The organism is Streptomyces sp. Mut1 (assembly GCF_030719295.1).
Classification (GTDB): domain Bacteria; phylum Actinomycetota; class Actinomycetes; order Streptomycetales; family Streptomycetaceae; genus Streptomyces; species Streptomyces castrisilvae.
Genome location: NZ_CP120997.1, coordinates 639,655 through 655,738, shown reverse-complemented (window position 1 = coordinate 655,738; position 16,084 = coordinate 639,655). Strand labels below are relative to the sequence as shown.

At 73.1% G+C, this 16,084-nt stretch carries 7 protein-coding genes; 1 reads left to right on the top strand and 6 read right to left on the bottom strand.

Annotation, left to right across the window (positions count from 1 at the left end; translation table 11 throughout):
• Nucleotides 1-129 precede the first annotated feature (129 nt).
• Nucleotides 130-2,358 carry a catalase/peroxidase HPI gene (katG, locus tag P8A18_RS02495; protein ID WP_306051331.1) on the top strand — a complete coding sequence of 743 codons (2,229 nt, stop codon included), beginning with the start codon at nucleotides 130-132 and terminating at the stop codon, nucleotides 2,356-2,358.
• Nucleotides 2,359-2,417: 59 nt separating this feature from the next.
• Here katG and P8A18_RS02490 read toward each other — a convergent pair whose 3' ends face one another.
• From P8A18_RS02490 to P8A18_RS02465, 6 genes are all read right to left on the bottom strand, one after another.
• The gene (locus P8A18_RS02490; protein WP_511101550.1) at nucleotides 2,418-5,768 is read right to left on the bottom strand and encodes a GH92 family glycosyl hydrolase; all 3,351 of its coding nucleotides are present in this window, start codon (nucleotides 5,766-5,768) and stop codon (nucleotides 2,418-2,420) included.
• Between the two features lie 213 nt (nucleotides 5,769-5,981).
• Nucleotides 5,982-8,192 (bottom strand): HelD family protein, encoded by a 2,211-nt coding sequence (locus tag P8A18_RS02485; protein WP_306051329.1) that lies wholly within the window; start codon nucleotides 8,190-8,192, stop codon nucleotides 5,982-5,984.
• Nucleotides 8,193-8,529: 337 nt separating this feature from the next.
• Nucleotides 8,530-12,450, bottom strand: a complete 3,921-nt coding sequence (locus P8A18_RS02480; protein WP_306051327.1) for a non-ribosomal peptide synthetase — start codon at nucleotides 12,448-12,450, stop codon at nucleotides 8,530-8,532.
• Nucleotides 12,451-12,529: 79 nt separating this feature from the next.
• A complete protein-coding gene (locus tag P8A18_RS02475; RefSeq protein WP_018555392.1) occupies nucleotides 12,530-13,162 on the bottom strand; it encodes an isochorismatase family protein in 633 nt (210 codons plus the stop codon).
• Between the two features lie 31 nt (nucleotides 13,163-13,193).
• Nucleotides 13,194-14,867: a (2,3-dihydroxybenzoyl)adenylate synthase gene (locus tag P8A18_RS02470; RefSeq protein ID WP_306051325.1), complete on the bottom strand. Its 1,674-nt coding sequence runs from the start codon at nucleotides 14,865-14,867 to the stop codon at nucleotides 13,194-13,196.
• Nucleotides 14,864-16,075, bottom strand: coding sequence for an isochorismate synthase (locus P8A18_RS02465; protein ID WP_306051323.1), 1,212 nt, complete (start codon nucleotides 16,073-16,075; stop codon nucleotides 14,864-14,866). The genes P8A18_RS02470 and P8A18_RS02465 overlap by 4 nt, the downstream gene beginning before the upstream one ends.
• Nucleotides 16,076-16,084 lie beyond the last annotated feature (9 nt).

The window sequence follows — 16,084 nt, the reverse complement described above, 5'->3', positions numbered from 1 at the left end:
TTAGGTCCATCGTAGGATCGGTTCCGGTCGATGCCAGGGCAGGACAACACCAGGGCCGAGACGGGTCCGGCCGCTTCACCCTCCGCAGTCCGGGAGAGCCGTGATCCGCCCCCGCCCGGAAGGAAATCCATGACTGAGAACCACGACGCGATCGTCACCGACCCCAAGTCGGAGGAGGCCGGCGGCTGCCCCGTCGCCCACGGTCGCGCGCCGCACCCGACCCAGGGCGGCGGAAACCGCCAGTGGTGGCCGGAGCGGCTCAACGTGCGGATCCTTGCCAAGAACCCCGCCGTGGCCAACCCGCTCGGCGAGGACTTCGACTACGCCGAGGCCTTCAACGCCCTTGACCTGCCCGCCGTCAAGCGGGACATCGCCGAGGTGCTGACGACCTCGCAGGACTGGTGGCCCGCCGACTTCGGCAACTACGGCCCCTTCATGGTCCGCATGGCCTGGCACAGCGCCGGCACCTACCGCATCAGCGACGGCCGCGGCGGCGCCGGCTCCGGCCAGCAGCGCTTCGCCCCGCTCAACAGCTGGCCGGACAACGCGAGCCTGGACAAGGCGCGGCGCCTGCTGTGGCCGGTGAAGAAGAAGTACGGCAAGAACATCTCCTGGGCCGACCTCCTCGTCCTCACCGGCAACGTCGCCCTGGAGACCATGGGCTTCAAGACCTTCGGTTTCGGCGGTGGACGTGCCGACGTGTGGGAGCCCGACGAGGACGTGTACTGGGGCCCCGAGACCACCTGGCTCGGCGACGAGCGGTACACCGGCGACCGGGAGCTGGAGAACCCCCTCGGCGCCGTGCAGATGGGCCTCATCTACGTCAACCCCGAGGGCCCCAACGGCAACCCGGACCCGATCGCCGCGGCCCGCGACATCCGCGAGACGTTCCGCCGGATGGCGATGAACGACGAGGAGACCGTCGCATTGATCGCCGGCGGCCACACCTTCGGCAAGACGCACGGCGCCGGACCCGCCGACCACGTGGGCCCCGACCCCGAGGCCGCCCCGATGGAACGCCAGGGCCTCGGCTGGGAGAGCACCCACGGCACGGGCAAGGGCGGCGACGCCATCACCAGCGGCCTCGAAGGCATCTGGACGGACACCCCGACGACCTGGGACAACAGCTTCTTCAACATCCTGTTCGGGTACGAGTGGGAGCTGTTCAAGAGCCCCGCGGGCGCCCACCAGTGGCGTCCCAAGGACGGCGGCGGCGCCGGCACCGTGCCCGACGCGCACGACCCGTCCAGGAGCCACGCCCCCACCATGCTGACCACCGACCTCTCGCTCCGGTTCGACCCGGCGTACGAGGAGATCTCTCGGCGCTTCCACGAGAACCCCGAGGAGTTCGCCGACGCCTTCGCCCGCGCCTGGTACAAGCTGACCCACCGCGACATGGGCCCGGTCGTCCGCTACCTCGGCCCCGAGGTCCCCGCGGAGACCCTGGTCTGGCAGGACCCGCTGCCGGCCCGCACCCACGAGCTGATCGAGGCCGCCGACATCGCCGCGCTCAAGGAGAAGGTCCTCGCCACGGACCTGTCGGTGTCCGAACTGGTCTCCACCGCGTGGGCCTCCGCCTCGTCCTTCCGGGGCAGCGACAAGCGCGGCGGCGCGAATGGCGCACGCATCCGCCTCGAACCGCAGAACGGCTGGGAGGCCAACGACCCGGACCGCCTCGCGGGCGTCCTGCGCACCCTCCAGTCCGTCCAGGAGTCCTTCAACTCCGCGCAGCAGGGCGGCAAGCAGGTCTCCCTCGCCGACCTGATCGTCCTCGCGGGCGCCGCCGGGATCGAGAAGGCGGCCAAGGCGGCCGGCACCGACATCGAGGTCCCGTTCACCCCGGGCCGGGTCGACGCCACGCAGGAGCAGACCGACGTGGAGTCCTTCGTCGAGCTGGAGCCGGCCGCCGACGGCTTCCGCAACTACCTCGGCAAGGGCAGCCGGCTGCCCGCCGAGTACCTGCTGCTCGACCGGGCGAACCTGCTGAACCTGAGCGCGCCGGAGATGACGGTCCTCGTCGGCGGTCTGCGCGTGCTCGGCGCCAACCACCAGCAGACCTCGCACGGCGTGCTCACCGACGCCCCGGGGACCCTCACCAACGACTTCTTCGTCAACCTGCTCGACATGGGGACGACCTGGAAGCCGGCCGCCGACGACCGGAGCGCCTTCGAGGGCCGCGACGCCGCAGGCGCGGTCCGCTGGACCGGCACCCGCGCCGACCTGGTCTTCGGGTCGAACTCCGAACTGCGCGCGGTCGCCGAGGTCTACGCGAGCGACGACGCGAAGGAGAAGTTCGTGAGCGACTTCGTCGCCGCCTGGGACAAGGTCATGAACCTCGACCGGTTCGACCTGGTCTGAGTACGCCGTAGGGGCCGGCCCCACGCATGGGGCCGGCCCCTACCGCCGCACAGGTCCGGTCAGGCGGTGGCCACCGCGAAGACGTGGATGATCCCGCCCTCCGTCTCGCCCGGCAGCGTTACGCTCGCGAGCCGCTTACCGGCCTGGAGGGCGATCGGCGCGGTCGCGAAGAGCTCGGTGCCCACCGGGTCCTTCCCGCCGCCCTGCACATCGCGGTACTCGGTGTGCACCGCGACCGTGTTGCCGAACGACGGCTGCTGCGTGCCGCCGCCCAGCGTCCAGTCGCTGAAGCCGATCTCCGCCCGCTGCGTGGTGCCGTCGGTGTACGTCAGCGTCACCGTCCCCGACGCCTCGCCCTCGGCGGCGCTCCCGAGGAAGGCGAGCTTCGTGTCGCCCTGCGAGGCGGGGACGTTCAGCACCTGCGGGTCCGCGCCGGCCACCTCGATGTTGTCCGGGTCACCGGCACCCACCTGCGGCCAGGCGAAGTCGAAACCGCCCGACGAGACCGTGCCGCCCGGCTCCGCACCCGCCGCCGCGAGCGCCTTCGCCGAGTAACTCCAGCCCTCGCCGTCGAAGTTGGCCTGCGGATTCCCGTCGTCCGCCGAGATCCCGGTGCTGTTGCGGTTCCACAGCAGGCCGTCGCGCTCGGCGACCGTCACCGCCGCCGATGTCTTCGGCAGCTCCTCACCCGTCGAGGACTTCAGGGTCACCGGGACCGTGTAGTAGCCCTCGGCGGTGTCCGTCCCGGCCGACACGGTCAGTTTCGCCTGCGCCGCGCCGCGTGCGGGCACCGTGAAGTCGCCCTCGGACGGGGTGACCGTGATCCCGGCGGGCGGATCGGCCGTCCAGTGCACGGTGGTCGCCTTCGTCTCCAGGCTCTGCACCTTGACGACCGTCCGCGCGCCTTCGGAGCCCGGCTCGGTCTTCAGCTGGTCGGGGGAGGCGCCCGTGAAGTACTTCAGCCCGCCGCCGGGGAAGGACGGCGGCGCGTCTGCCGGGGCGCTGCCCCAGGTGGTGTCGGCCGTCGTGCCGAGGGTGAAGTCGAGGCGGCCGCCCCGGGTGACGAGCGAGTCCGGGACCCACGGCTTCGTGGACGTACGGCCGTCGACCTTCAGGCCGTGGATGTACATGTGGCCGGCCGAGGCCGCGGGCGCGTCGACCGTGATCGTCCTGCCGTGCCCGGTGTGCACCACCGCGTGCGGGAACAGCGGGGCGGTGAGCGTCAGATCGGCGCGGCTCGGGTTCTGCGGGTACATGCCCAGCGCGGAGAAGACGTACCAGGACGACATGGTGCCCGCGTCGTCGTTGCCCGGGATGCCGCCGGGGCCGTCGGTCCACAGCTGGTCCAGCTCCGCGCGGACCGTCTCCTGTGTCTTGTACGGAGCGCCGAAGTAGTTGTACAGGTAAGGCGCGTTGATGTCCGGCTCGTTCGTCGGGTCGTAGCGCGTGGGGTCCTTCGCCGAGAAGTCGAACGTGCCGTCCGGACCGCGGAAGAACGCGTCGAGCCGCTCCGCCGCGCGCTCGTTGCCGCCCATGGCGCCCGCGAGGCCGGCCACGTCCGAGTAGACCATCCAGGTGTACCGGGCGCTGGTGCCCTCGACGAAACCGCTGCCGGTGCCCGGCGTGAAGGTGCCCGCCCAGCTGCCGTCGGACTTCCGGTCGCGTATGTAGCCGCCGTCCTCGGTGGCGTTGGCGTCGAAGACGTTGGTCCAGTTGCCCGACCGGTCCAGGAACCTCTTCGCGTCCGCCGTCCGCCCCAGCCGCCGGGAGAGCTCCGCGAGGCCGAAGTCGGCCGCGGCGTCCTCCAGCGTCTCGGCCGCACCGCCCCAGCAGTGGCAGTTGTCCGCCGGTACGTAGCCCAGCTCCAGGTACTTGTCGAGGGCGGGCCGCTGGCCCACGCACTCGACGTTGCAGCCCGCGCTGTCCGAGTCGTTCGCGGTCGGCACGGTCGCCGCCCTCACCAGGGACTTCAGCGCGCCCCTGACGTCGAAGTCACGGCCGCCGAACGCGTAGATCCCGGCGAGCGCCGCGTCCGACGGGTCGCCGGACATCACGCTCGTCTTGCCGTTCTCCAGCAGCCAGCGGTCCCACTCCCCGTCGCGCTGGTTCGCGTAGTTGAAGAGGGACTGGGCGTAGTCGCTGCCCGCCCTCGGGTTGAGCAGGGCCATGAGCTGCACCTGCGCCCGGTACTGGTCCCAGCCGGAGAAGGTGCCGTACTGCGCCTTCTGCCCCTTGGCGAGCCGGTGCGGTTTCCGGTCGGCGCCGAGATAGCGGCCGTCCACGTCGCTGGTGAGGGTCGGCTCCAGCATGGAGTGGTAGAGCGCGGTGTAGAACGTGGTGCGCCGGGCCTCGGTGCCTCCGCCGATCTCGATCGACTTCAGTGCCTTGTTCCAGTTGGCGGCGGCCTGCCGCTTCACGGAGTCGAAGCTCCGGCCGGGCCCGTTCTCCGCGCGGAGGTTGGCCTCGGCGTTCTTCTGGCTCACGTACGAGACGGCGACCCTGGCGCGCGCCAGGGTGGTTCCGTCCGCAAACGTGACGTACGCGCCGGAGCCCTTGCCCTCCACGGCGTTGCCGGACGCGCTGTAGCCCGTACCGCCGGAGGCGGAGGTGGAACCGGGGGAGAGTGTGCCGTCCTTCCAGGTGCCGACCTTCGCGAAGGGCTTGTCGAAGTGGGCGGTGAAATACAGCGTGTACAGGTCCTTGCGGTTGTTCGCGCTCTGCGGCCCGCAGAAGTTGCCCGCCGTGACCGAACCCGTCACGGTCCGCTCGGCCCGGTTGATGCGCACGGTGGCGCCGGTGCTTCCGGTCTCCGAGTTGGAGGTGCGGAAGAGCATGCTGGCGGGCTTGCCGGCGGGGAAGCCGAACTGCCCCGATCCGGTGCGGGCGGTGGTGGTGAGCGCAGCCGACGCGCCACTGGCCAGGCCGACCTCGTAGTAGCCGGCGGACGCCGTCTCGTCGTCGTGCGAGAAGTCGCTCGCGTACTTCGCGTCGGTGGTGTCCGAGGTGGGGGAGGAGTCCACGTCGCCCACGTACGGCATGATCGGGATGTCGCCGTTGGCGCCGGAGCAGCCGACGCCGTTGAGATGGGTGAGGCTGAAGCCGCGGATCTTCTTCGCGTCGTACTGGTAGCCGCCGGGTGCGGGCGTCGAGACCTGCTTGCCCCGCGAGTTCTGCGGACTCCACGCCAGCATGCCGAACGGCTGGACCGCGCCCGGGTAGGTGTTGCCGGCGTTCGACGAGCCGATGAGGGGGTCGACGTACGACACCGGGTTTCTGACGGTGTCCCCGCCGGGCGAGGCGGACGCGGGGGCGGCCGCGGCCACCAGGCCCATCACGGCCATGGCGGCGGCGGTGACGGATCCGACGGCCCGGATTCCGGTGTGCGTGCGACGGTTGTGCGTCTGTGGCACCGTTCCTGCCCTTCGTATGTGACGGACGGTCAACGCGGCGGGGAACGGGCGTCGTGGCCGCAGCGGAACGGCGTCGCCCCGACAACGTTGTCAACGACGTGAGGATGCTCCTCCTGTGGCTCCGGGGTGTCAAGGCTTCCCGGAACCCGTCCGTCCGGGCCGGGCTGTCCGCGTACAACAGCCCGGCCCGCGAAGCCGGTTGCCCGGCGGCCGTCAGCGCAGAGAGGCGGGAAGCGCCTCGCGGTGCACGATCCCCAGCCGCTGCGTGGCCCGGGTCAGCGCCACATACAGATCGCTGGTCCCGAACCGGCCGGGCTCCACGACCAGCACGTGGTCGAATTCGAGGCCCTTGGCCTGCCGGGGGCCGAGCAGGACCACCGTCCGGGTCAGATCGGGCTCGGCGCCGGCCGCGACCCCGTCCAGCGGGGCGGCGATCTCCTCGTGCAGCTCACGTGGCGCGATCACCGCGAGGCGTCCCTCCTCCGGTGTCAGCTCGGCGACCGCCCGCGCCACCGCGCCCGCCAGGTCGTCGCCGGCGTCCCGGACCCACGGCACCTCCCCGGTGGACCGCACCGAGCCGGGCGGCTCGAACGAGGGGTCGTCGGCCCGCAGCACCTTCGCCGCGACCGCCATGATCTCGGCGGGCGTACGGTAGTTGACCCCGAGCCGTACGTGCTCGAAACGATCGCCCACGTACGGATCGAGGATCTCCTTCCACGAGCCGATCCCCGCCTCCTCCGAGGTCTGCGCCGGGTCGCCCACCAGGGTCAGCGACCGGGTCGGGGAACGGCGCATCAGCAGCCGCCACGCCATCGGCGACAGCTCCTGCGCCTCGTCCACGATGATGTGCCCGAACGCCCAGGTCCGGTCGGCGGCGGCACGTTCAGCCGCGCTGCGGTGATCGGCCTCCTCCTGCCGCTCCGCCATCCGTTCGGCGTCGATGATGTCGTGCGCGGCGAGCACCTCCGACTCCTCGTCCTCGAACTCGAAGGACTCCGAGCCCCTGGACAGCTCCAGCACCCCCTGGGCGTACGCGATCCGCTCCTGGCGCTCGGCCTCGGCCGCCGCCCGCTCGGCGCTGTCGTCCACCCCGAGGAGTTCGGCCGCCTCGTCCAGCAGCGGTACGTCGGCAGGTGTCCAGCCGCCCTCGCCCGGCGCGCGCCGGATGGCCTCGGCGTCCTCGGCCGGCAGGTGGACCGGCTCGGCGAGGTAGTCGGCGAGGAAGCCCTCCGGGGCGAGGGGCGGCCACAGCGTGTCGATCGCGACGTGCACCTCCCGGCTGACGGCGACGCCCTTGCCGAGCTGGGCGATGTCGTCGGGGCCGAGGAAGTTGGGGCCGCCGTACGGGTCGGCGCCGATGCGCTCGGTGAGCTGCGCGGTCAGCGCGTCGATGATCCGGAAGGCGAAGTGCGGCCGGGCGAGGTTGTACGACAGCCGGGTGTCGCGCGCCGCCTGCCGGGCCTCGTAGGCGATCTCCCAGTCCAGGACCAGGTCGCCGTCGTCGTGCGCGATGACCAGCGGCGCGCCGGGCTCGGGCAGCCGCTGCCGGTCGCGCACGGCCAGGGCCAGCGCCTCGGCCATGGCCGCGCCGCCCTTCACCGCCGCGGCGCGGGGCGTGTCGGTGCCGCGGGCGTGGACCCCGGGGAACAGCTCGGCCTGGGTGGCGAGCAGGACACCGGTCTCGCCGAGCGCGGGCAGCACCTCGCCGATGTAGCTCAGGAACGCCGGATTGGGGCCCACGATCAGGACGGCGCGCTTGGCGAGCAGCTCGCGGTGCTCGTACAGCAGGAACGCCGCCCGGTGCAGCGCCACCGCCGTCTTGCCGGTGCCGGGGCCGCCCTCGACCACGAGGACACCGCGGTGCGGGGCGCGGATGATGCGGTCCTGCTCGGCCTGGATGGTCCGTACGATGTCGGCCATGCGTCCGGTGCGCGCGGAGTTCACGGCGGCGAGCAGGACGGTGTCGCCGCTCGGGTCCTCGAAGCCGGTGCGCTCCCGGTCCCGGACGTCGAGGATCTCGTCGTGCAGCTCGGTGACGGTGCGGCCCTCGGTGGTGATGTGCCGGCGCCTGCGCAGACCCATCGGAGTGTGACCGGTGGCGAGGTAGAAGGGACGGGCGACCGGTGCGCGCCAGTCGATCAGCATGGGCGTGTGATCGGTGTTGTCCTCGCGGATTCCGATACGGCCGATATGGTGCGCGGCGCCGTCCGAGAGATCGATGCGGCCGAAACAGAGCGAACCGTCGACCGCGTTCAGAGCGGCGAGCAGACCCGAGCGCTCGGAGACGAGCACATCACGTTCGAGCCGGGCCTGGAGGCCGTTGCCGACGGGCGTCAGGGCGTCCTGGACCCGCTCGGCGGTGACACCGCGCAGCACATCGACACGGTCGTAGACCCGGTCGACGAATTCCTGCTCCTTCTGCAATTCGGCACTTTCCCGAGTTGACAAAATTGCTCCCTGACGGCTAAGGTGTTTCTTAGTGGCCCCCCTTGAGGGGCCTTTTCTGTGGGCGCACAGAACCCCCCAATATAGTCGTGAAATTCCCCGGTCCGCAATTGCGGACCGGGGAATCTTCTTTGCGCGGGGGCGCTCGTGCTGCCCGCCGCCCGCCGGCTACGTGGACGCCACTACCAGGAGTTCAACGGCGGCCGCGACTCTCTGTGCAGGCGCACGGAACCGGCCGGCGGTCTGGTGGAGTCGCTGTCCCCGGGCACCGCCGTCCCCTCCTGGCCCGGTGCCGGGCGGGGACGGCGGCGGCGGATCAGGCGTCCGGTGCTGCCAGCCGCGCCGCGAGCACGGGAGCGATGACGTCGAGCTGCCGGTCCCGCATCACCTGCGCGTGGGTGCAGTCCAGGTCGTGGTTGACCACGGTGCCCGTCACATGCGCCCGCCAGGCCCGGTGGCTGAGCCAGTGCTCCGCGCGGGGCGCCGCCGCGGTGAAGAACAGCAGGTCGCCCTCGTACCGCCGGTGCGTGTGCTCACGCATCATGCGGGCGTGGTTGGGCACGATGTCGACGATCCGGGACAGCGTGTGGTCCCCGAGACCGGCCAGCGGACTGCCCGCCCGGCGCAGCGTGGCCAGGACATCGCCACGGGTGCGTTCACCACCGCGCTCGAAGCCCGCCATGCGCAGCACCGCCGTGAGGGCGTCGCCCTCCCCGGGCGCCGGGCGCCCGCGCCACTGCTCGGCGGGGAACGCGTCCAGCAGCGCCAGCAGTTCGACCTTCTGGCCGCTCTCCTGGAGCAGCACCGCCACCGCGTGGGCGAGCACCCCGCCGACCGACCAGCCGAGCAGCCGGTAGGGGCCGTCGCCCTGCACAGAGCGGATGCGGTCCACATGGCCGGCGGCCTCCTCCTCCAGGGTGCGCGGGAGCGGTTCGCCGCGGACCAGCCCACGGGCCTGGATGCCGTACACCGGCTGGTGCGGTCCCAGCCGGGCCGACAGACCGGCGTAGGCCCACGCGATGCCGCCCGCCGGGTGGATGGCGAACAGGGGAGCGCGGTCGCCGGTCCCGCGCAGCGGCAGGACGGCTCCCAGCGCGTCCCCCGACGCCGGCCCGGCGGCGTCGATCCGGGCGGCGAGCGCCTCCGGCGTGGACGCCTCGAACAGCGAACCGACCGTCAGCGCGGCGCCGAACTCCTCCCGCACCCGCGCCACGAGCCGCACCGCGAGCAGCGAGGTGCCGCCCAGGTCGAAGAACGCGTCGTCCGGGCCGGCTTCCGCCACCCCGAGCACCTCCGCGAACAGCGCGGTCAGCGCCTCCTCGCGGGTGCCCTTCGCCGGGCGCGCACCGGCACCGCCGGTGTGGACGGGGGCGGGCAGCCCCCGGCGGTCCAGCTTGCCGCTGGGGCCCAGCGGGAACGCGTCGAGCGCGACCACCGCCGCCGGCACCAGGTGCTCCGGAAGCTGCCGCGTCAGTGCGGCCCGTACGTCCGAGGGGTCGGCGGTCCCCGTCACGTACCCGACGAGCCGCTGGTCGTCCGGCCGGTCCTCGCGCACCAGGGCACAGGCGCCGTCCACGCCGGGGTGGGCGGCCAGGGCGGCCTCGATCTCGCCGAGTTCGACGCGCTGCCCGCGCAGCTTGACCTGGTCGTCGGTGCGGCCGAGGTATTCGAGCTCGCCCTCCTCGGTCCAGCGCGCCAGGTCGCCCGTGCGGTACATGCGCGCGGCGGGCGGTCCGAAGGGGTCGGCGACGAAGCGGGCCGCGGTGAGCGCCGGGCGGTTCAGATAGCCGTCGGCCAACTGCCGCCCGCCCAGGCAGAGTTCTCCCGCCACACCCGGCGGGCAGGGCCGCAGCGCGTCGTCCAGCACATACGGCCGGGTGTTCCACACGGGCCGGCCGATCGGCACCGGACCGGCGCCGTCCGGGGCGCACGGGTGGAAGGTGACATCGACGGCGGCCTCCGTCGGCCCGTACAGATTGTGCAGGGCGACCTGCGGCAGGGCGCGCCCGAAGGCGTGGGCCGTCTCCCGGGGCAGCTCCTCGCCGCTGGAGAACACGCGGCGCAGCCCCGCGCACCGGCCGGCGTCCGCACCGGCCAGGAAGGCCCGGAGCATCGACGGCACGAAATGGCAGACGGTCACGGACTGTTCGCGGATCAGCCGGGCCAGGTACCCGGGGTCCTTGTGACCCCCGGGCTCGGCGACGACGAGCGCGGCCCCCGCACGCAGCGGCCAGAACAACTCCCATACCGACACGTCGAACGACGACGGCGTCTTGTGCAGCACCCGGTCGCCGGGACCCAGCGGATAGGCGTCCTGCATCCAGCGCAGCCGGTTGTCGATCGCCCGGTGCGGGACGACGACGCCCTTGGGACGGCCGGTGGAGCCCGAGGTGTGGATGACGTACGCCGGGTGCGCGGGCGTCAGCGGGCGCGGCGGATCGGTCCACAGGTATCCGGAGACGTCCAGCCCCGCCAGGACCACCGGGGGAGTCCCCGTGTCCGCGGGGAGGCGGTCCGCGCGGTCCGTGACGGCGCAGACCGGCTCCGCGTCCCGGAGCATGTGCGTGATCCGCTCCGACGGGTGGTCCGGGTCCAGCGGCAGATAGGCGGCCCCGGTCTTCAGCACGGCGAGCAGCGAGACGACGAGCTCCGCCGAGCGGGGCACGGCCACCGCCACCACCGCCCCGGGCCGGGCGCCCAGGGTCCGCAGATGGCGGGCCAGCCGGTTGGCCCGGGTGTTCAGCTCCGCGTAGGTGAGCGAGACATCCCCGTGGACCAGAGCGGTCGCGTCCGGGGTGCGGACGGCCTGCGCCTCGACCGGGCCGATCAGGGTCGTCGGCGGCAGCTCGCGGCCGGTGCGGACGAACCGGTCGCGGACCAGCTCCAGTTCGGCCGGTGTGGCGATGCCGTGCGCGGCGAGCGGGGTGCGGGGGCCCGCGTCGGCCAGCCGCTCCACCAGACGCAGGAAGCGCTCCTGGTGTGCGGCGAGCGCCCCCTCGTCGTACAGCGCCGGATTGGCGTCGTGGTCGATGATCAGGCCCCGGCCGTCGCCGCGGTCGTAGATGTTGACGGTCAGGTCGTCCACCGGGCCGGCGGACAGATTGCGGGACCGGGCCCGCGCCCCGGCGAAGTCCACGTCGTAGACGAACGGCATCGCGTTGACGAGCGGGCCGACCAGCGCCCGGTTCTCGCCGAGCAGCCGCAGATCGCGGCGGATGTCCTCGTAGCGGTAACGCTGATGGCGGCGGACCGTCCGGATCCCGAGGACCACCTCGCGCACCAGCTCACCGAAGGCCGCCTCCGGCTCGACGGCCACCCGCAGCGGCAGCACGTTCGTCACCATGCCGGGAACCCGCAGCGCCACCGGGCCGACCCGGCCCATCATCGGCAGCCCGAGCACCACATCGCGGCGGCCCGTGGCCCGGGACACGTACAGCGCCTGCGCGGCGATCAGCACCTCGGGCCAGGTCGCGCGCAGTTGCGCGGCCAGCTCCCGCACCCGCCCGGTGGCCCGCGGGCCCAGATGGGCGGTGCGCCGCAGGGACGTACGGGAGGGCAGCGCGCCCCGGCCCGCGAGCCTCGGCGCCTCGGGCCCGTCGGCGAACGCGGCCGACCAGTGGGCACGGTCCGCTTCGAACGCGTCCGACTCCCGGTACGCGGCGTCCTGCGCGACCAGACCGGCCAGCGTGCCGAAGCTGCGCGGGGCGGGGGCCTCGCCCCGGGCGAGCGCCGAATACACCTCGGCGGTGCGCCGCACGAGGAGCGAGTGGCCGAAGCCGTCCACGACGAGGTGGTGGACGCGCTGGTACCAGAGCCAGCGCTCGTCGCCGAGCCGGAACAGCGCGTACCCGAACAGCGGCCCCGCCGCCAGGTCGCACGGCCGGGCCAGATCCGCCCGCATCCACGCCAGCGCCTGCCCCCGTCCGTCCGGCACCTCCCGCAGATCGCGCACGGTCAGGGGCAGTTGGACGGAGGCGGCGATGTGCTGGCGGGGCCCGTCGGGCCCGTCCTTCACACACACGCGCAGCGCGTCCGTCTCGGCGACGACCCGGCGCAGCGCGGTGGCGAAGACCCCGGGATCGACCGGCCCGTCGATCTCCAGGTACTCGGCGGTGTTCTGCGCCGGGCTCAGCGGATCGAGCGACTGCGCGTACCACATGCCCAACTGGGCCGCCGTCAGCGGCAGACCGCCCTTCGACGCACGGGCCGCCGTCCCGCCGGCGAGCAGGACCGTCATGAGACACCCACCCCCGGCAGCGGGGACCGGGCTTCGGCGCGGTGCCGCGCGTACGCGGTCGGGGCGGGAGCCACGGCGCTCAGACCTCCTTCAGAAGCAGATCGGTGGTCGTCACGACCGCGCAGCGCCCCGCCGCCCAGCGCAGCGCCATGTCGTGGTCCGCGCGCGAGAAGTCCGCGACGGCGTCGGCCACCACGAACGCCTGGATGTCCCGCATCCACGCGTCGGCCGCGCTCATCAGCACCCCGATGTGCGCGTACACCCCGGTGATCACCAGCTGGTCGCGTTCCTCCTTGCGGATCAGCGCCTCCAGATCGGTGCGGGCGAACGCGCTGTACTTCCACTTGGTGAGGACGGTGTCGCCGGGCGCGGGCGCGACCGCTTCCGGAGTCGCCAGAGCCTCCGGGTCATCGGCCACGCCCGGCCCCCAGAAGTCGAGCTGGAGCCCGCGCTCCTCGGGGGTCTGGCCGCCGCGCTGTGCCGAGTAGACGACCGGGATCCCGGCGCGGCGGTAGGTCTCGATGATGCGCGCCGTGTTCTCCAGCATGCCGGTCAGCGGCTGCTCGCCGGGGCGGTAGGCGCTCAGGAAGTGATTCTGCAGGTCGTGTACGAGCAGCACGGCGCGCATCGGGTCGACGGTCCAGCCGACACGGTTCACGGGGAGTTCGTCCGCGCCCGGCAGGGCGTAGGGGGCGATGGCGGGGAGTGCCATGAGGAGGCCTTTCGTGCCGCTCGGGGCGGGCTCAGTGCTGCTCGGCGGAGGGGGAGGCGGGCGCGGACGGGGCCGGTCCCGCGGGGGATTCGGAGCGCAGGCCCTTCTTGCTGACCTTGCCGATTCCGGTCTGCGGGAAGACGTCGACGAACTCGACGAGGTCGGGGATCTTGTACGCGGCGACGCCGCGCTCGCGCACATGCCGTTTCACGGCCAGGGCCCCGAGCGGTCCGGAGTCCTCGCGCAGGATCACATAGGCGAGGGTGCGCTCGCCGAGATACGCGTCGGCCACACCGACCACCGACACGTCGTGCACGGCCGGGTGGGCGAGGATGATGTTCTCGATCTCCTCCGGCGCGACCTTCTCGCCGCCCCGGTTGATCTGGTCCTTCGCCCGGCCCTCGACCACGAGATGCCCGCCCGGGGTGCGGCGCACGATGTCGCCCGTGCGGTAGAAGCCGTCCTCGGTGAACGCCGACCTGTTGTGCTCGGGAGCGCGCCAGTAGCCGCGGATCGTGTACGGGCCCCGGGTGAGCAGGTGCCCGAAGTCCCCCTCGGCCACCTCGTGTCCGGCGTCGTCCACGATGCGGATCTCGTCGTCCTCGGAGATCGGCCGGCCCTGGGTGGTGACCACGGTCTCCTGGTCGTCGTCCAGCCGGGTGTAGTTGACGAGGCCCTCGGCCATGCCGAAGACCTGCATCAGCCGGCACCCGAGCGCGGGCTCCAAGCGGCGGGCCGCCGTCTCGCTGTACTTGGCGCCGCCGACCAGGACCAGCTCCAGGCTGGAGAGGTCCTGCCCGGCGCCCGGGGCGGCCTCGGTCCACAGCAGGGCGAGCGGCGGCACCATGCCCGTCATCGTGACGCGCTCCCGCTCGACGAGGGGGAACGCCGTCGCGGGGTCGGGGCGCGGGCACAGGACGACCGTGCCGCCGGCGTACAGCGTGCCGAGCCAGCCGGGCGAACTCATCGGGAAGTTGTGCGCGGCGGGCAGGACGACGAGGTAGCGGGTGTCCGCGTCGACGCCGCAGATCTCGTTGGAGCCGCGCAGCGAGTAGATGTAGTCGTCGTGTGTACGGGGGATGAGCTTGGGGACCCCGGTGGTGCCGCCGGACAGCTGGAGGAAGGCCAGGTCGTGCGGCTCGGGGCCGTCCTCGGGCGCCGCGGTCTCCTCGCACGGTACGTCGGACAGGGCGGTGTGCTTCCCCGGGTCGCCGACGACGAACACGTGCTTCAGGGTGGGCGTTCGCTCCTGTACGGCGGTCGCCAGCGCGCGGTGGTCGAACCCGGCGTGCCGGTCCGGGATCACGTAGGCGACGGCCTCGGCGAACGAGCAGAAGTAGCCGATCTCCGTCTCCCGGTGGGCGGGCAGCGCGTAGACGGGCAGCGCGCCGATCCGGAAGAGGGCGAAGACGACCTCGGCGAACTCGGCGATGTTCGGCAGCTGGACGACGACCCGGTCGCCCTTGGCTATCCCGCGCGCCCGGAATCCGGCCGCGAGGCGGGCCGCGCGCTCGTCCAGTTCGCGATAGGTCCAGGCGCGGCGCTCGGGGGCCGGGTCGATCAGCGCCACGCGGTCGCCGTGGGCCTCGGCCCGTTCGCGCAGCATGCCGGAGAACGTCTCGCCGCGCCAGTGCCCGGCCGCCCGGTAGCGGGCGGCGAACCCGGCCGGCCAGGTCGGGGCGTCTTCGTGCGGTGCGGTGCTCACAGGGCGGCTCCCACGGCGTTGAGGAACGTACGGAACTTGGCGCCGGTCTCTGCGGTCTCGGCTTCCGGCGAGGACGCGGCGACCACCCCCGCCCCGGCGAACAGCCGCAGCGAGCGGCCCTCCGCCTCGGCGCAGCGGATCGTCACCACCCACTCACCGTCGCCGTCCGCGTCCTGCCAGCCCACCATGCCGGTGTAGGCGCCCCGTTCGAAGGGCTCGGACCGGGCGATGACGGCCCGCGCCACGTCGGTGGGCGTGCCGCACACGGCGGGCGTGGGGTGCAGCGCGGAGGCGAGGGCGAGCGAGGTGGTGGCGGGGTCGGTGAGGGTTGCGGTGACGGTCGTGGACAGGTGCCACATGGCCTCCGTCCGTACCAGCGTGGGCTGTTCGGGCACGTCCAGGCCGGTGCAGAAGGGGGCGAGGGCCTCGCGCACGGCATCGACGACGACGGCGTGCTCGTGGAGGTCCTTGGGCGACTCCAGCAGCGCGGCGGCCCGCCGCACGTCCTCGGCGAGGTCGTTGCTGCGGGGTGCGGAGCCGGCCAGCGGGTTGGCGGTGAGCCGGCCTCCGGTGCGGGCGACGAGGAGTTCGGGGCTGGCGCCGATGAGGGTGCGGCCGGGGCCGCTGGGCACGGCGAAGGTGTAGCCGCCCGGGTCGTGGCGGGCGAGCCGGCGCAGCATGGCGGGCAGATCGAGGTCCTGGGAGGAGGTCAGTTCCAGGGTGCGCGCGAGGACGACCTTGTCGAACTCGCCCGCCCGCATCCGCCGGACCGCCGCGTCCACCGCGGCACCGTAACCGGCCGCCGACGGGACCTCCCGGGTCTGCCAGGTGCCGGGCCCGGCGGCCGGGACGGGCAGGGCGACGAACGGGTCGTCGCGCAGGGCGGATGCCCGGCGCACGGTCTGCGGGACGGCCAGCGCGGCCGGTGCCTGCGGGTCGAAGGGCAGCGAACCCATGACGACCGGCGCCGCGTTCCCGGCCCGCCGGGCGGCGTCCAGGGCCTCCTGTACGCGGACGGCTGGCGGCCGGTCGTCGTGCGGGACCTCGGCGGCGGTGCCGGTGCCGAGCAGGGTGCGGCCGGGCGAGGCGAGGAAGCGGTCCGTGCCGGGCCGGTAGGCGTCCAGGAGTGCGGTGGCCGGACCGGATGAGGGGGAGTGCGGTGGGGCGGCCTGGGGCGGGGCGGAGGGTACGCGCAGTGAGGCAGACATCGTGGTGGT